Source organism: Salmonella sp. SAL04157 (assembly GCF_046551635.1).
Taxonomy (GTDB): domain Bacteria; phylum Pseudomonadota; class Gammaproteobacteria; order Enterobacterales; family Enterobacteriaceae; genus Salmonella; species Salmonella enterica.
Window position 1 is genome coordinate 115,114 of sequence record NZ_JBGDVS010000005.1, and the last position, 17,571, is coordinate 132,684.

Sequence of the window (17,571 nt, forward strand, 5' to 3'; positions counted from 1 at the left end):
CATCGTAAAAGGTTGGTGTCATTCGCCAACCTTTTTTGTTAGGGAAAATCTGGAAAGCCGTAAAGAATTGTCATAGACATCAAGCATTCGTAATTGCGCTTTACTCTTATTTTACTCGCTAACGTCACGCTCTACTCTGAGTTTTGTGCTTGCTTTTTACTGTAAAAATTAATTATGGCGACTTAATAGTTTCTTAATAGAGCCACAGTATAAAGGCAGGGTAAATTAAGGTTTTTCTGGTAATCGTTATGAAAAATAGTAAAACCAAAGTGAGTATCATTGTCCCGTTATATAATGCGGGAGCGGATTTTAATGCTTGCATGGCGTCGTTAATCGCGCAAACGTGGTCGGCGCTGGAAATTATTATTGTGAATGATGGATCGACAGATCATTCCGTTGAGATAGCAAAACATTACGCGGAACATTACCCGCATGTTCGACTGCTTCATCAGGCCAATGCTGGCGCATCTGTCGCCCGTAATCTTGGCCTGCAAGCGGCGACCGGCGATTACGTCGCCTTTGTCGATGCGGATGACCTGGTCTACCCGAAGATGTATGAAACGCTGATGACCATGGCGCTTAACGATGATCTGGACGTTGCGCAGTGTAATGCGGACTGGTGCGTCCGAAAAACCGGGCACGCCTGGCAATCTATTCCGACCGATCGTCTGCGTTCCACCGGGGTATTAAGCGGACCGGATTGGTTGCGTATGGCGCTGGCCTCGCGGCGCTGGACGCATGTTGTCTGGATGGGCGTGTATCGACGTGCGTTAATTACCGATAACAATATTACTTTCGTTCCCGGACTACATCATCAGGACATATTATGGTCGACGGAAGTTATGTTTAATGCCACGCGCGTACGTTATACCGAACAATCATTATATAAATATTTCCTGCATGATAATTCGGTAAGCCGTTTGCAAAGACAAGGCAATAAAAATCTTAATTATCAGCGGCATTATATTAAAATTACGCGATTATTAGAAAAGCTCAATCGTGATTATGCCCGTCGTATTCCGATTTACCCGGAATTTCGCCAGCAAATTACCTGGGAAGCGTTACGCGTTTGTCATGCGGTGCGTAAAGAACCTGATATTTTGACCCGCCAGCGTATGATTGCCGAAATTTTTACTTCTGGCATGTATAGACGGATGATGGCTAACGTCCGCAGCGCGAAAGCGGCTTATCAGACGCTACTCTGGTCTTTCCGGCTGTGGCAATGGCGCGACAAAACTTTGTCGCACCGTCGTATGGCCCGTAAGGCGCTCAATCTGTCTTAGCGCTCACGTTTTTAGGCGCGGCGATTTTCCCCCAGCCTTGCCACTGGTGCTGAAACCAGACAACCACGGAACTTTGCGTAATGCTCTCGCCGATGACGCTGAAAAAGCGCGTAGCGTAGACCGGTTGCAGCGGTTTTTTCGGCTTGCACATCTTCACGCCGCGAAAGGGATTGCGCGGCGCGTCAATTTTCTGCGGCGTCAAACCAGGTCGGGACGTATCTACCTGCGGTTCGTTGAGCAGGCTGCCTGGACGTACCAGGGTGATATCCGCCGGCAGGCGATAAACCATCTGTTGCAGCACGCGAACCGTTGCGGGATGCGGATGACCAATCGCGATAGCGGAACCGTTGCGACGGGCCAGTTCGATAGCGCGATTAAACTGACGGCGGATATCCGCCTCGTTTTGCGTATCGTCGAGGAACACTTTGCGCTTGATCACTTTCACACCCGTACCGGATGCCGCGCGCATCGCCTGGCTATTGCCAATCGTCATGCTGTCGAGAAAATAGAGATTGTAATGTTCCAGCGCCTGCATTACTTTTTGCATACCGAACAGGCTGGAAGTCATTGCGCTGCCCATGTGGTTATTAAGCCCGACGGCATACGGCACGTTGTTTACCGCCTCGCGGATAATGCGCTCGATCTCATCGCTGCTCATATCTGGTCGCAGCGTATCCTTCTCCAGCGGCTGTTTGCTTAGCGGCGCCATCGGCAGATGGATTAACACCTCATGCCCGCTATTGTGCGCTTTAGTTGCCATTTCGCGCGCGTGCGGCGCGTTGGGCAGCACGGCGACGGAGATGTTTGGCGGCAGCGCCAGAACCTGGTTTTCCGTGTGCGGGCGATAGCCAAAATCATCAATCACGATGGCGAGCTTGCCAGCGAAAACGGGATGTGCAAACGCCAGCAAAGTGGCCAGCGTGAGAATGGAGCGACGAAACTGAGGCAAAACTTATCTTCCCAACCACGGCTGTGGATTGACGGCCTGACCCTGGCGACGAATTTCGAAATAAAGCGAGGGTCTGCCCTGACCGCCGCTACTGCCCACAAGGGCGATAGGTTGTCCGGCGCGCACCTGCGCGCCTACGCTGACCAGCGCGCTCTGGTTATAGCCGTAAAGGCTCATATCGCCTTTACCATGCTCCACGACCACCACCAGGCCATAGCCTTGCAGCCAGTCCGCCAGAATCACCCTGCCGTCGGCGATGGCTTTGACCTCGGTGCCTTCCGACGCGCCGATCACCATCCCCTTCCAACGTAGCTCACCTTGCAGCCGTTCGCCATAGCGATGCAATATCGGGCCGCGTACCGGCCAGTATGCCTGACCGCGAGGCGCGCCCAGACCGCCGGTGCGGGACATTAGCGAACGCTCGCTTTCCGTCGGCTTATAGGTGCTGCCTTTACGCGAGGCTTCCTGCTGCTTATCGCGTACCGCCTGCGCTTCGCGGGCTTCACGCTCCGCTCGCGCTTTGGCCGCCGCTTCTGCCCGCGCGATACTGTTGCGTAGGCGTGATTCGTTGGCGCGTAGTTCGCTTAACTGTTGCTGGCCTTGCTGAATAGACGACTCCAGTCCGGCAAGCGTTTTCTTACGTTCATTACGCGCCTGCTCCAGCTTCGCCTGCTGGGCGCGTTGTTCATACAGCAACGTTTGTTGTTGGCTTTGCTTCTCTTCCAGCTCGGCTTTTTGCGTAGCGACCTGTTCGCGAGTCTGTTTCAGTTCGGCGATAGTCTCCTGGCGCGCCTGGTTCAGATAGCCGAAGTAGGCCTGCAGGCGTTGCCCACGCTGGCTTTCTTCTCCGCTAAGAATAAGCTGAATGCCGGTGTGTTCGCCCTGGCGGAAAGCGGCGTCCAACTGCGCGGCGAGATTACGCTCCTGGCTGGCTTTTTGCTGCTTCAGTTTGGCAATTGAGGCGTTCATCTCATCAATTTGCGCGTTTAACTGATCCAGAGTGCTTTGCGTTTCGCGCAGCTTACGCGCTGCGGCCGAGATGGCCTCTTCCTGGGCTTTAAGTTGTGCCAGGAGGCTGGCGCGCTGTTGCTGCTGCTGGCGTACGTCGCGTTCTTTCGCGGCGATATCGGCCTGAATAGATTTGAGTTGATCACGGTCATCCGCGTGGGCGGAAAAGGCGCACAACAATACGCCAGCGCTAAGTACGCTGGCGTAGAACAAAGGCCTGACTGAAAACGTTCTTGGTTTCACGGCCTGTTGAATGGTGTTAATCGCCTTTCCCCTCATGGGGAGGGATTATTCCACGATGAACAGCGGCTTACCAGTCATCTCTTGCGGGATTTCCATCCCCATCAGCGACAGCATGGTAGGCGCAATGTCTGAAAGTTTGCCGCCTTCGACCGCCTTCACGTTTTTCTCGCCGACATAAATCAGCGGCACCGGCAGGTTGGTGTGGGCGGTATGCGCCTGACCGGTCGCCGGATCGCGCATCTGCTCCGCGTTGCCGTGGTCCGCGGTAATCAACAGTTGTCCACCAACGGACTCAACCGCTTTTGTTACCTGGTCAATGCAGTTATCCAACGCTTCCACCGCTTTGATGGCGGCTTCCATCACGCCGGTATGACCGACCATATCGCCGTTTGGATAGTTACAAATGATGGTGTCGTACTTACCGCTTTCGATCGCCGCGACCAATTTTTCAGTCAATTCTGCAGAGCTCATTTCCGGTTGCAGGTCATAAGTGGCCACTTTCGGGGAGTTGATCAGAATGCGCTCTTCGCCAGCAAACGGTTCTTCTACGCCGCCGTTAAAGAAAAAGGTTACGTGCGCATATTTTTCCGTTTCGGAAATACGCAGCTGAGTTTTGTCGTTTTTCGCCATCCATTCGCCAAAGGTATTCGCCAGCGACGCTGGTGGGTAGGCAACGGCAGTTTTGATGTCGGCGGCGTATTCGGTCAGCATCACAAAGTTCAGATTAACCACTTTCTTACGCGCAAAGCCGTCGAAATCAGCGTTAACGAAAGCGCGGGTAATTTCGCGCGCGCGGTCAGCGCGGAAGTTCATGAAAATCAGCGTATCGCCGTCTTCCATCGCCGCATCAGCCTGGCCCTCGGCGCGGATAACGGTCGCTTTGACAAACTCATCGTTTTCATCACGAGCGTAAGCGGCCTGCAGGCCAGCCACAGCGGTATCCGCCTGGAACTCGCCCTGCGCCAGGGTCATCAGATCATACGCTTTTTCCACGCGATCCCAACGGTTGTCGCGGTCCATAGCGTAGTAACGACCGACGATAGACGCCACGCGGCCTTTGCCCAGCGCGGCGAATTTGTCTTCGAATTTTTTCAGCGAGGCTTCAGCGCTGCGCGGCGGCGTGTCGCGACCGTCGAGGAAGGCGTGCAGATAGATTTTTTCTGCGCCGCGCTCTGCGGCCAGTTCCACCATCGCCATAATGTGATCTTCGTGGCTGTGGACGCCGCCCGCGGACAGCAGACCCATAATATGAACCGCTTTACCGGCGTTTTTCGCCTGGTCTACCGCATTGGTCAGGACTGGGTTAGCAAAGAAAGTACGTTCTTTAATTTCAACGTCCAGACGCGTCAGGTCCTGATAAACGATGCGGCCTGCGCCCAGGTTAACGTGGCCCACTTCGGAGTTGCCCATCTGGCGGTCAGGCAGACCCACTTCCAGACCGGATGCGTCGATCAGGGTATGCGGACGTTTTGCCCACAGAGCATCCATCACTGGGGTTTTGGCGTTTAAGATAGCGTTATCCTGCTGTTCTTCACGGTAGCCGTAGCCATCCAGAATCACCAGTACCATAGGTTTTTTAGAAACCGACATTGCGACAACCTCATACTCAATAGACAAAATAATTGCGTAATTTTACTACAGCTGAATCGATAAAATAGCCTCAGAAGATCAAAGAAAGGGATCGCGCTGGCGTGAGAAGGCAAGTAATAGCGTGATTTTTTTTCGTAGCGCCCCGCAAAAATGCATTCCAGTGCACGCTCTGGCTGTATTTGCGCCACTGCGCAGGTATACTCCTTTCCTGGTTTTTTAATCACTACGTCGGGAGTTGTTACCCCCCATGCAAGAAATTATGCAATTTGTTGGCCGTCATCCCATACTGAGTATCGCCTGGATTGCGTTACTGGTGGCGGTTTTATTTACCACGTTCAAAGGTCTGACTTCAAAAGTTAAGGTGATTACACGCGGCGAAGCCACGCGCCTTATCAACAAAGAGGACGCCGTTGTTGTGGATTTACGTCAACGTGACGATTTCCGTAAAGGCCATATCGCTGGCGCGACCAATTTGCTGCCGAGCGAAATCAAAGCCAACAATGTTGGCGAACTGGAAAAGCACAAAGACAAGCCGATTATCGTGGTCGACGGTTCTGGTATGCAGTGCCAGGAATCCGCTAACGCGCTGACAAAAGCCGGCTTTGAAAAGGTCTTTGTGTTGAAAGAAGGCGTAGCAGGCTGGAGCGGCGAGAATCTGCCTCTGGTGCGCGGTAAGTGATTACCCGTCGTTTTCATGACGTAAGGGGAATGACTTGCCCTTGCGTCGGCATGAAATCCATCGGGTAAAAAACAGGAGCGAAGTCATGGCCAATATTGAAATCTACACCAAAGCAACCTGTCCGTTTTGCCATCGTGCAAAGGCGCTGTTAAACAGCAAGGGCGTGAGTTTCCAGGAAATTGCGATTGACGGCGACGCCGTGAAGCGTGAAGAGATGATCAAACGTAGTGGCCGAACGACGGTTCCGCAAATTTTTATTGATGCACAGCACATTGGCGGTTGTGACGACTTGTATGCGCTGGATGCGCGTGGTGGACTGGATCCGCTGTTGCGTTAAGGCGTACTCAAGTATTTAAGGACAACACTAAAGGGTTTTACACATGTCAGAACAAAATAACACTGAAATGGCTTTCCAGATCCAACGTATCTATACCAAGGATGTTTCTTTCGAAGCGCCAAACGCACCGCATGTTTTCCAGAAAGATTGGCAGCCAGAGGTTAAACTGGATCTTGATACGGCATCTTCCCAACTGGCGGATGACGTTTATGAAGTTGTGCTGCGTGTTACCGTAACGGCTTCCCTGGGGGAAGAAACCGCGTTCCTGTGCGAAGTTCAGCAGGCCGGTATTTTCTCCATCAGCGGTATTGAAGGTACTCAGATGGCGCATTGCCTGGGCGCATACTGCCCGAACATTTTGTTCCCGTATGCTCGCGAGTGCATCACCAGCCTGGTTTCACGCGGTACGTTCCCGCAACTGAACCTTGCGCCGGTCAATTTTGATGCGCTGTTCATGAACTATTTGCAGCAGCAGGCTGGCGAAGGTACTGAAGAACATCAGGATGCCTGATGAACCAAAGTAATGCGTCAATGACAGTCATCGGTGCCGGCTCGTACGGCACCGCTCTTGCCATCACTCTGGCGAGAAACGGCCACCAGGTTGTCCTGTGGGGCCACGACCCAAAACATATCGCGACCCTGGAGCACGATCGCTGCAACGTCGCGTTCCTTCCCGATGTGCCTTTTCCCGATACGTTACACCTGGAAAGCGACTTAGCAACCGCGCTGGCGGCCAGTCGTAACATTCTGGTGGTGGTGCCAAGCCATGTTTTCAGCGACGTGCTGCGGCAGATTAAACCGCTGATGCGTCCGGATGCGCGTCTGGTATGGGCGACCAAAGGCCTGGAAGCGGAAACGGGGCGCCTGTTGCAGGATGTCGCTCGCGAGGCGTTAGGCGATCAAATCCCGCTGGCGGTGATTTCCGGTCCGACGTTCGCTAAAGAGCTGGCGGCGGGTTTGCCGACGGCAATCTCGCTGGCCTCAACCGATGAGACCTTTGCCGACGATCTCCAGCAACTGTTGCACTGCGGAAAAAGTTTTCGCGTCTATATCAATTCGGATTTTATCGGCGTGCAGCTTGGCGGCGCGGTGAAAAACGTGATTGCGATTGGCGCGGGGATGTCTGACGGCATCGGCTTCGGCGCGAACGCCCGCACGGCGCTAATCACGCGTGGACTGACCGAAATGTCGCGGCTTGGCGCAGCGCTTGGTGCCGATCCCGCCACCTTTATGGGGATGGCGGGCTTAGGCGATCTGGTGCTGACCTGTACCGACAACCAGTCGCGCAACCGTCGTTTTGGCATGATGCTTGGCCAGGGCATGGACGTTAAAGGCGCGCAGGATAAGATTGGCCAGGTGGTCGAAGGCTATCGCAATACGAAAGAAGTTCGTGAATTGGCGCACCGTTTTGGTGTTGAAATGCCAATAACCGAGGAAATTTATCAAGTATTGTATTGCGGAAAAAACGCGCGCGAGGCAGCATTAACGTTATTAGGTCGCGCCCGCAAGGAAGAGCTGAGTCGCCACTAGCCGTAAGGAACTGTTTGCATAAACGACCCAACCCGCACAGAACGGGTTGGTCGTTTTCTGCCCGTCTGGAGTAAGCCATGCCGTGTGAAGAACTGGAAATCGTCTGGAAGAATATTAAAGCTGAAGCCCGCGCTTTAGCTGACTGTGAGCCTATGTTGGCCAGTTTTTATCACGCCACGCTACTCAAGCATGAAAATCTGGGCAGTGCGCTGAGCTATATGCTGGCAAATAAACTGGCTTCGCCCATCATGCCCGCTATCGCTATCCGTGAAGTAGTTGAAGAAGCCTATGCCGCCGACCCGGAAATGATCGCGTCGGCAGCCTGCGATATTCAGGCAGTACGCACTCGCGATCCGGCGGTGGATAAATACTCCACGCCGTTGTTATATCTGAAAGGCTTTCATGCGCTACAGGCCTACCGCATTGGTCACTGGTTGTGGAATAAAGGTCGCCGCGCGCTGGCTATCTTCCTGCAAAATCAGGTTTCGGTCTCGTTTCAGGTGGATATTCACCCGGCAGCGAAAATTGGCCGCGGGATTATGCTCGACCATGCCACCGGTATTGTGGTGGGGGAGACGGCGGTTATTGAAGATGATGTGTCGATTCTGCAATCCGTCACCCTGGGCGGTACCGGGAAAACGAGCGGCGATCGCCATCCTAAAATCCGCGAAGGCGTGATGATTGGCGCGGGCGCGAAAATTCTCGGCAATATCGAGGTGGGGCGCGGCGCGAAAATTGGCGCAGGTTCCGTTGTTTTACAGCCTGTCCCGCCGCACACTACCGCTGCAGGCGTTCCGGCGCGTATTGTCGGCAAGCCGGGCAGCGATAAGCCGTCGATGGATATGGACCAGCATTTCAACGGGCTACATCATACGTTTGAGTATGGCGACGGCATCTGATTTCGAGCTATCTTACTTGCCATATTGAACCTGGGCTATGCTCGTCATCCTCTCGTATTGCGTGTACGCTCAGGTAGACAAGCGCAGTCCGTGTCCAATCTGGCTGCGCCGATAACGCTCGAAACGAATATTATCAATATTAATGTAGGCCGGATAAGGCGTCAGCCGCCATCCGGCACAAATCAACTGCGCAATACCGCGCCGGGATATCCTAACTGGCGCCACGCTTCATACACCACCACCGACACCGCATTCGACAGGTTCATGCTACGGCTATCCGGCATCATCGGAATGCGAATCTTCTGCTCTTTAGGCAACGCATCGAGAATGCTGGCGGGCAGGCCGCGCGTTTCCGGGCCAAACATCAAATAATCGCCATCCTGATAGCTTACGGCGCTATGGGCGGGCGTCCCCTTTGTCGTCAACGCAAACAGGCGCTGCGGATTTTCAGCGGCGACAAAGGCGGCATAATCGTGATGGCGCTGAACCGCGGCGAATTCGTGATAGTCCAGCCCTGCGCGGCGTAAGCGCTTATCATCCCAGGTAAACCCCATCGGTTCGATGATGTGCAGACGAAAGCCGGTATTGGCGCAAAGACGAATGATGTTGCCGGTATTCGGCGGGATTTCTGGTTCGAAGAGTACGATGTTAAGCATGATGCCCCCTTAAATGCGGGGGGCAGAATAGCAGAAATTTACCGGGCTCTCACGCGCCAGGCGTTCAGGCGGCATCGCCTTTGCTCATTGGCGCCAGCGCGGCGGGCAAACTTCTCCCCAGTTCCTGCACCAGTGAATCGCCACTGATTTCGCTAATGGATTTCGCGCCGGTCAGGGTCATGGCGACTTTCATCTCTTTCTCGATCAGGTCCAGCAGGTTGGCGACACCCGCTTTTCCTGCCGTCGCCAGCGCGTAGAGATAGGCCCGACCCAGCAGTACGGTATCGGCCCCCAACGCAATCATACGCACGACATCCAGCCCGTTACGAATCCCGCTATCCGCCAGAATGGCGATATCACCTTTCACCGCATCGGCAATGGCGGGCAGGGCGCGGGCGGAAGAGAGTACGCCATCGAGCTGGCGGCCGCCGTGATTCGACACCACAATACCGTCAGCGCCGAAACGTACCGCATCGCGGGCATCTTCTGGATCGAGGATCCCTTTGATCACCATTGGGCCGTCCCAGAATTCGCGTATCCACTCCAGATCTTTCCAGGAGATGGACGGATCGAAGTTATTTGCCAGCCAGCCGATATAGTCCTCAAGGCCGGTCGGTTTACCCAGATAGGCGGAAATATTGCCTAAATCATGCGGGCGACCGTTCAGGCCGACATCCCACGCCCATTTAGGGTGCATCACCGCCTGCCAGTAACGGCGCATGGCCGCGTTTGGGCCGCTCATCCCGGAGTGGGCGTCACGGTAGCGCGCGCCCGGCGTCGGCATATCCACGGTAAAGACCAGCGTGGAGCAGCCCGCCGCTTTTGCTCGTTCAAGCGCGTTGCGCATAAAACCACGATCGCGTAATACGTAGAGCTGAAACCACATGGGGCGTTTAAGCGTGGGGGCGACTTCTTCAATCGGACAGACGGAGACGGTGGAAAGGGTGAACGGAATGCCCTTTGCGTCTGCGGCGGCGGCGGCCTGTACTTCGCCGCGACGGGCGTACATGCCGCACAGGCCTACCGGCGCTAATGCCACCGGCATCGACAACGTTTCGTTAAACAGGGTCGTTTCCAGGCTTAAATCGGACATATTTTTCAGCACGCGCTGGCGCAGAGCGACTTGCGACAGGTCTTCCACATTTCGGCGCAGGGTATATTCCGCATACGCGCCGCCGTCGATGTAGTGGAAGAGGAAAGGAGGCAACGTGCGCTGAGCTGCGGCGCGATAATCGCTGGCTGCTGAAATAATCATGATTTATTCTCCCTGGTCATCTCATTATGGTCGCCGGGCAGGCGGGTAATACGCGCCTGGCGGGCCTGGTCTTCATCAAATCGTTTAATCGTAGTGTGGACAAAACTGAGGTGCGCCATCATCGCTTTACGCGCGCCCTCGGCGTTACCATCCAGAATGGCGTCCATCACCGCCTGGTGTTGTTCCGTCAGCTTTGAGAATACGGGCGGAACGAGATACATACGCTGGCGACTCTGTTTGACGGAGGATTGCAGGACGTCGAAGAAACCGCGCATGGTTTGCAACAGCACCACATTGTGCGAGGCTTCCGCGATCGCCAGATGAAAGCGCACGTCGGCCTGGGAGGCGAGATCCGGGTCTTCGCTGAGCGTCGCATCAAAGCAGAGTCTGATCTTCTCTTTGTCGGCGCTGGTGGCCCGCATGGCGGCGTGCCAGGCCGTACTGGCTTCAATGGCGTGGCGGGCTTCCAGAATGTCGAAGCTGTAATCAGGATCGTCCGCCAGCAGGGTTTTCAGCGGCTGAACGATATTCTGTTCAGACCAGGTTTCGTGTTGCCAGCGGACAAATGTCCCGCCGCCGCGACGACTCACCAGCACGCCTTCACTGACCAGCTTCGCCAGCGCTTCGCGTAAAGAGTTGCGTGATACGCCAAGCTGTAGAGCCAACTGGCGCTCGGCGGGCAATTTCATGCCCGCTTCCAGGTTTTGTTCTTCAATCAGCGCCCGCACGCGAGAGGCAATCTCGTCAGACAGGCGTTTTGGCATCACAATCACGGAATCATCCAGGTTAAAACATAGGCCTGAAGCGTAGTGATCACGCCCACCATACAGGTGAAGATCAGGCTGTGTTTGACGGTAAAACGGAACAGATCGGACTCTTTCCCTACCAGTCCCACCGCCGCGCAGGCGATGGCGATAGACTGCGGCGAGATCATCTTGCCGGTTACGCCGCCGGTGGTATTCGCCGCCACCATCAGCACATCCGAAACGCCGATTTGCTGCGCCGCGGTAGCCTGTAGAGAGGCAAACAGCGCGTTAGATGAGGTATCCGAGCCGGTCAGGAATACCCCCAGCCAGCCGAGGAACGGCGAGAAGAACGTGAAGGCGCTGCCGGTGTGCGCCAGCGCTAACGCCAGCGTGGAGGAAAGCCCGGAATAGTTCGAGATAAACGCGAACGCCAGCACCATGCCGATGGAGTAAATCGGCAACGCCAGCTCTTTCAGCGTGCTGCCGAAGGTCTGGATTGCGGCTGAGGGTTTCATTTTCAGCCAGACGATAGACAACAGCGCGGCAAACAGGATCGCTGTGCCGGTGGCGGAGAACCAGTCAAATTTATACACCGCCGCGTAAGCGGTCGCTTCGTGTACGACTGGCGGCATACGGGCGACCAGTTTATCGAGATACGGTACCGGAACGTTAATTACCCAGTCATACAGCGCGCCGCCGGGGGTAAACAGCGCTTTGAACGGCGGTATGCTCCAGAGAGTGACCGTGGCGGTCAGGAACAGGAACGGCGACCAGGCGCGAACAATTTGTCCTGTCGTATAACGGGTACGGGCCAGCGTCTGATCGACCTGCGACGCGCCCATATCGCCGAAGCGGAAGATGCGTACCGGCTGCCAACGTTTGAGGAACAGCGTCAGACACACCAGAGACACCAGAGAAGAGATAATGTCCGGCAGTTCCGGCCCGATAAAGTTGGAGCTGAGATACTGGGCGATAGCAAATGAACCGCCAGAGACCATTACCGCAGGCCAGGTTTCTTTCACGCCGCGCCAGCCGTCCATAATCGCCATAATCCAGAACAGCACGATAATGGTCAGGAATGGCAACTGACGGCCTACCATCTGACCGATTTCAAAGCTGTCCAGGCCCGTGACCTGTCCGGCAACCAGAATCGGAATACCCATCGCGCCAAAGGCGACCGGCGCGGTATTTACAATCAGACACAGCCCTGCCGCATACAGCGGATTAAAGCCCAGACCCACCAGCAGCGCGGCGGTTATCGCCACCGGCGCGCCGAAACCCGCCGCGCCTTCAAGAAACGCGCCGAAGCAGAAGCCGACAATCAGCATTTGCAGACGTTGATCGGGGGTAATCGACAGAATTGACGAGCGGATAATGTCAAACTGCCCGGTCTTTACCGAGATTTTATAGACGAAGACCGCGGCGATGATTATCCAGGCAATCGGCCATAGCCCGTAGAAGAAGCCATACACGACCGATGCCAGCGCGTGATCGACCGGCATTTTATAGAACAGCAGCGCGACGGCGAGCGCGATAACCACCGTCCACGAAGCGGCAACGTAGCCTTTCAGCTTGAGTTTAATCAGGGCGAAAAAGAAGAACAGGATTGGGAGCGATGCGATCAGGCTGGAAAGCCAGATATTACCCGCCGGGTCATAGTTTTGTTGCCAGAGGTTCATTGCAGGTCTCCTGAGAACCACACGCATAATGGGATGAATCTTTGCTCATCTCGTTGGGGTCACATTATGTGTAAAAGTGGTCCTGCCAATATTGTTGTGTATGGATAATGACAACAAATGGTTAACCAAATGTTATTTATTGGCAACGGTATTGTAGGGGTAATTTAATGAAATGTGAACATGTGGCCGGATTTAGCGGGAATTGGTAGAGCCAATTAAGGGGTGAGGACAGCAAAGGGAAGTGAAAAGGCAATGGCATAATGCCATTGCCTTTGATGTCGGGAGTATGGTTACTCCATTACCACTGGAAGCCAGCGCCAATAGCTGCAGAGTAATCGCCCTGGCTGTTACTGGTTCCTTGCAATTTATACACCCAGCCCCCGCTTTCACTTACCATGGAGACACCAATAGCGACGGCACTTTCACCATTAAATGTACCGCCAGCAATCGAGGTCATGTTGGCACCTGGGGCGTAGGCTTGTGGCAGACCGGCCATGGCCATCGCTGAGGCGATACCGCCGCTCATCTTGTTTTCTACCCCTTTGATTTTGCTGTTCATTTCACCCATTTTCTGGTCGGTATAGGTGTTTGCTTCTTCGACGCTGCGTTTCAATTGCGCATAGTTAACCGCATCCGTATCGTTCACCGCCGCTGAAACATTGCCGATCCGAGTGGTACCGCCACTCCCGTCTCCCAGGTTGAGCACGCTATAGTTAACCGAACCATCTGCATTGGTTTCATAACGCACGGAGCCTGCTTCTGAAGCTTTCAGTTGCGCCACATTAACCGCGTCAGTGTTGTTCACCCCTGCGGCAACGTTGGTAATACGGCGTTGTTGGGTAGAAGAGCCGACAGACACAGTATTAGCTTCATCTGCGACTGAATTTGTGCCCAACGCTACGCTGTTTTCAGCGGCAGCAATAGAGCCAGATCCAATCGCGACGCTGTCCGCACCCTGGGCATTTGCATCTACGCCATCAGTGTTGGTCTTGAAGTACTTGGTGCTACCGGTAGTGACGATATCGCCAATGCCGTTTTCAATATTGGTGACGCGAGTATCAAGACTACTCACCTGCGTGTTCAGGTTATTGATACTTTCGGTATTTGCGGCAACACGGCTGTCGGTGACTTTCAATTGACTAACGTTTACGGCATCGGTGTCTGCCGAACCCGCCGCGACGTTAGTGATCTGACGTTGACCGTCTTCACTGCCGACAGAGAACTCACCGACAGAGTTCTGCGGTGTGTCCATGTTGTAGGCGGTGTAGTCAGTCTGTGCGCCGCGAGTGGTCTGAGAACCATTACCCATTGCAATACTGTTTGCATGGTTGGCGCGTGCGTTAGAACCGATAGCAATACCGTTGATGGCATCAGCCATCACCAGTGTATTCAGACCAATACCAATACCTGCATCAGCATTGACGATGGTTTTCGCACCCATTGCCAGTGAGTCAGTCCCGACAGCCAGTGAATCTTCTTCCGTTGAGTTTGCGTGGTAGTACTTGGTCGGTGTAGTGGCGACCGCACCAATGGCATTTTGTAACTGACGAACTGTTACCGCATCTTGCGCTTCAGAGCCGTCCGCAACGTTGGTAATTTGACGATAGCTTACTCCATCCGTCCCCAATGACAACGCGCCCAGCAACTCTCTGTCTGTTGTATTGTAGCCAATGACGACGCCATCGCTTGTTACGCTCGTTGCTCGTATACCTGATGAAATCGCGCGGTTAGAGGTGGAGCCACTGCCCAAAGCGATACTGCCCTCAATGCTGCTGCTGCTGTTCTCTCCAAGCGCCAGACTCGAAGCACCGGATGCGACGGCGTTGTAACCCACTGCCGTTGCGCCGTTACCCGTTGCGTATGCATCCTGGCCTTCAAGCCCGTTATCATTCGTACGGATGTATTTCACGCCGGTACCATTTTCCGTGATATAGGTTTCGCTGGTATCGCCGGCTAGTTGGCTAATAGATTCATTATACTGAGAAATCAGCATGTTAGTTTCATAAAGCTGAGAGCCATTAACAGCGTCAGTACTGTCACTGGCGATTTCACCTGCTGCCACATTGGTTATCTTATTGGTACCGCTGGTACCGTGGCTGGCGCTGAACGCACCCTCTTCGTCATCCCAGCTCAGTGCATCGGTACCAAGATTGGTGATGGACGTATTGATATCCGCGATAGCAGAGGTGTTTTGATCTACCTTCTGGTTGGTTTCATACAACTGTGAGCCGTTTACCGCGTCTGTACTGTCCTCAGAAAGCGCCCCGGCGGCGACATTGGTTATTTTACTGATGCTTCCACCGTGGTTTGCGCTGAAAGCGCCGATGTCTTCGTCCCATAACAGAGCGTTATCAGTGAGGCCGGTAATGGACGTATTAATGTCGGAGACAGAAGTATTCAGGTTCTCAATCGCGGTGCTGTTCTGAGTGATGTTGGTAGTATTGGCAGCGATATCGGTCGTGTTCTGATCCACTTTTTCATTGGTTTCGAACAGCTGCGATCCGTTAACGGCGTCGGTACTTCCTTCAGACAGCTCCCCGGCGGCAACGTTGGTAATTTTGTTTGTCGTACTACTTCCGTGGCTGGCAGAGAACGAACTTGTTGTCTCATTCCAGCTCAGGTTGTCAGAGCTAAGATTGGTGATGGACGTATTAATATCTGCGATAGCAGAGGTGTTTTGATCCACCCTCTGGTTAGTTTCATACAACTGGGAGCCGTTCACCGCGTCTGTACTGTCTTCAGAAAGGTCACCGGCGGCGACATTAATGATTTTGCTAGCGTTTCCGTTGCGGTTAGCGTTGAATGCGCCAGAGGCTGCATCCCACAGCAGTGCATCGTCGGTGAGCGTGGTGACGGAGTTGCTCAGGTTGTTGATACTGGTGGTGTTGGTGGCGATATCCGTGGTGTTCTGCGACACATTTTCGTTGGTGGCAAACAACTGTGAGCCGTTAACAGCGTCGGTGCTGTCCGCGGCCAGGGTGCCCGCCGCCAGATTGGTGATCTTGCTGTCGCTTCCGTTGTGCTTAGCGCTGAATGCGCCAGAGGCTGCATCCCACAACAGGGCATCGTCGGTGAGCGTGGTGACGGAGTCGCTCAGACTGTTGATACTGGTGGTGTTGGTGGCGATATCAGTGGTGTTCTGGTTAATGCTGGCCGTATTGGTGGTAATATCAGTGGTGTTCTGATTGATGCTGGTGGTATTGGCGGCGATATCGGTAGTGTTCTGGTTAATACTGTCGGTATTGGCAGCGATATCCGTGGTGTTCTGCGACACATTTTCGTTGGTGGCAAACAGCTGGGAGCCGTTAACGGCATCGGTGCTGTCTGCGGCCAGGGTGCCTGCCGCCAGATTGGTGATTTTGCTGTCGCTTCCACTGTGGTTGGCGCTGAATGCGCTTGCGCTGCCATCCCACAACAGGGCATCGTCGGTGAGCGTGGTAACGGAGTTGCTCAGACTGTTGATACTGGTGGTGTTGGTGGCGATATCAGTGGTGTTCTGATTAATGCTGGCCGTATTGGCGGCGATATCGGTTGTGTTCTGGTTAATGCTGTCGGTATTGGTAGTGATGTCAGCGGTGTTCTGATCCACTTTTGCATTCGTATCAAACAACTGTGAGCCGTTAACGGCGTCGGTGCTGTCTGCGGCCAGGGTGCCTGCCGCCAGATTGGTAATCTTGCTGTCGCTTCCGCTGTGGTTAGCGCTGAATGCGCTTGTGTTGCCATCCCACAACAGCGCGTCTTCGGCTAATCCTGCGACAGAGGCCTCTGTATTCGTGATAGAAGTGTTAAGTGCGCTTAACGCACTGCCTACGTTATTGTAGATGCCTGTGCCCACCTTGTAGAGGGGCGCATTCACTGTACCATCAGAATTAACGGAAGCCCCTCCGCCTAGTCGATCGGCGACGGATTGACTTAAAGAATAAATTTGCGCACCTGTAACGGCATCGGTACTGTTGGCATTGATGTCGCCTTTAGCAACGTAGGTGATCTGTCGCTGAGTGGTGCTGTTACCCACGGCGACCGAATTGTCTTCCAGAGCGGTAGAGCCCGCGCCAAGGGCAACTGAGTTGGTGCCTATCGCTTGTGCGCCATTACCAAATGCAGCGCTGTCGTCGCCGCTCGCAGTGGCTTGATAACCTAATGCAGCGGAAGTTGCTCCGCTTGCGACAGATTTATAACCTAATGCAACCGAGTTTGCGCCGCTCGAATCGGCATACACGCCCATTGCCATCGAATAACTCCCGCCAGCTGAGGATGAGGCCCCCATCGCAATAGCCCGGTCACCGGCTGAAACGGATTTTACGCCAAGCGCTAGCGAAGAGTTGCCGGTGGACTGGCTGTATGAACCAATGGCGGTACTCCATTTCCCCATCGCGGAGGCGTGATAACCCATTGCGGCGCTTGCGCCATCAACGTTGGTGTAAGTATTGGCTGTGGCATCGGTACCAATTGCAATCCACCCTGTTCCTGCAGTGGAGTCGGATGGAGTAACACCGCTGCCAGTATCTTTACCTGCATTGGCCAATACATCCGCAGAGACCATAATACTGCTAAGACTGATGAGTGCGGAAACCGCCAGCTTTCTGCGGCCGCTTTTTTTGCCGCGGCTTTTTGCGGTTTCGCTGGTGACAACAAATGTTCCCGTAGCGGCATTCCAGAGGACTTTAAATATTCTGTTCATGGATAAGTGCTTTCCTTTTCTAAAATAGTTGTATCA

14 protein-coding genes are annotated in these 17,571 nt (G+C 54.2%); 6 read left to right on the forward strand and 8 right to left on the reverse strand.

Going from position 1 to position 17,571, the window contains the following annotated elements:
• The first annotated feature begins 248 nt into the window (after nt 1–248).
• Nucleotides 249–1,283 carry a glycosyltransferase gene (locus ACLJRE_RS12950; RefSeq protein ID WP_000798200.1) on the forward strand — a complete coding sequence of 345 codons (1,035 nt, stop codon included), beginning with the start codon at nt 249–251 and terminating at the stop codon, nt 1,281–1,283.
• Here the strand turns inward: ACLJRE_RS12950 and ACLJRE_RS12955 are convergent.
• The 3 genes from ACLJRE_RS12955 to gpmM are packed head-to-tail and all read right to left on the reverse strand — an operon-like array spanning nt 1,270 to nt 5,073.
• A complete protein-coding gene (locus ACLJRE_RS12955; RefSeq protein ID WP_001135514.1) occupies nt 1,270–2,232 on the reverse strand; it encodes a divergent polysaccharide deacetylase family protein in 963 nt (320 codons plus the stop codon). The two genes, ACLJRE_RS12950 and ACLJRE_RS12955, sit on opposite strands and share 14 nt — an antisense overlap.
• A gap of 3 nt (nt 2,233–2,235) precedes the next feature.
• Nucleotides 2,236–3,495: a murein hydrolase activator EnvC gene (gene envC, locus ACLJRE_RS12960; RefSeq protein WP_235575542.1), complete on the reverse strand. Its 1,260-nt coding sequence runs from the start codon at nt 3,493–3,495 to the stop codon at nt 2,236–2,238.
• A gap of 33 nt (nt 3,496–3,528) precedes the next feature.
• Nucleotides 3,529–5,073, reverse strand: coding sequence for a 2,3-bisphosphoglycerate-independent phosphoglycerate mutase (gpmM, locus tag ACLJRE_RS12965; RefSeq protein WP_000116575.1), 1,545 nt, complete (start codon nt 5,071–5,073; stop codon nt 3,529–3,531).
• Between the two features lie 247 nt (nt 5,074–5,320).
• Here gpmM and ACLJRE_RS12970 point away from each other — a divergent pair, with 247 nt between their 5' ends.
• The 5 genes from ACLJRE_RS12970 to cysE all read left to right on the forward strand — a co-directional run bounded on the left by ACLJRE_RS12970 (nt 5,321) and on the right by cysE (nt 8,518).
• The gene (locus ACLJRE_RS12970) at nt 5,321–5,752 is read left to right on the forward strand and encodes a rhodanese-like domain-containing protein (RefSeq protein ID WP_001156179.1); all 432 of its coding nucleotides are present in this window, start codon (nt 5,321–5,323) and stop codon (nt 5,750–5,752) included.
• An 85-nt stretch (nt 5,753–5,837) separates the two neighbouring features.
• Complete coding sequence (gene grxC, locus ACLJRE_RS12975) at nt 5,838–6,089, forward strand: glutaredoxin 3 (protein ID WP_001273795.1); 252 nt, start codon at nt 5,838–5,840, stop codon at nt 6,087–6,089.
• 43 nt (nt 6,090–6,132) lie between these two features.
• Nucleotides 6,133–6,600, forward strand: a complete 468-nt coding sequence (gene secB, locus ACLJRE_RS12980; protein ID WP_000003370.1) for a protein-export chaperone SecB — start codon at nt 6,133–6,135, stop codon at nt 6,598–6,600.
• Nucleotides 6,600–7,619, forward strand: a complete 1,020-nt coding sequence (gpsA, locus tag ACLJRE_RS12985) for an NAD(P)H-dependent glycerol-3-phosphate dehydrogenase (protein WP_001076597.1) — start codon at nt 6,600–6,602, stop codon at nt 7,617–7,619. Before secB ends, gpsA begins: the two co-directional genes overlap by 1 nt.
• 77 nt (nt 7,620–7,696) lie before the next feature.
• Nucleotides 7,697–8,518: a serine O-acetyltransferase gene (gene cysE, locus ACLJRE_RS12990; protein WP_001112114.1), complete on the forward strand. Its 822-nt coding sequence runs from the start codon at nt 7,697–7,699 to the stop codon at nt 8,516–8,518.
• Between the two features lie 182 nt (nt 8,519–8,700).
• Here the strand turns inward: cysE and trmL are convergent, their stop codons facing one another.
• From trmL to sadA, 5 genes are all read right to left on the reverse strand, one after another.
• A complete protein-coding gene (trmL, locus tag ACLJRE_RS12995; protein WP_000932335.1) occupies nt 8,701–9,174 on the reverse strand; it encodes a tRNA (uridine(34)/cytosine(34)/5-carboxymethylaminomethyluridine(34)-2'-O)-methyltransferase TrmL in 474 nt (157 codons plus the stop codon).
• 64 nt (nt 9,175–9,238) lie between these two features.
• On the reverse strand, nt 9,239–10,429 hold the full coding sequence (lldD, locus tag ACLJRE_RS13000) for an FMN-dependent L-lactate dehydrogenase LldD (RefSeq protein ID WP_000587001.1): 1,191 nt from the start codon (nt 10,427–10,429) through the stop codon (nt 9,239–9,241).
• Complete coding sequence (gene lldR / locus ACLJRE_RS13005) at nt 10,426–11,202, reverse strand: transcriptional regulator LldR (protein ID WP_023137420.1); 777 nt, start codon at nt 11,200–11,202, stop codon at nt 10,426–10,428. Before lldR ends, lldD begins: the two co-directional genes overlap by 4 nt.
• Complete coding sequence (gene lldP / locus ACLJRE_RS13010; RefSeq protein WP_023212611.1) at nt 11,199–12,854, reverse strand: L-lactate permease; 1,656 nt, start codon at nt 12,852–12,854, stop codon at nt 11,199–11,201. The genes lldR and lldP overlap by 4 nt, the downstream gene beginning before the upstream one ends.
• 298 nt (nt 12,855–13,152) lie before the next feature.
• Nucleotides 13,153–17,535: a trimeric autotransporter adhesin SadA gene (gene sadA / locus ACLJRE_RS13015; protein ID WP_023212610.1), complete on the reverse strand. Its 4,383-nt coding sequence runs from the start codon at nt 17,533–17,535 to the stop codon at nt 13,153–13,155.
• Between the last annotated feature and the right edge of the window lie 36 nt (nt 17,536–17,571).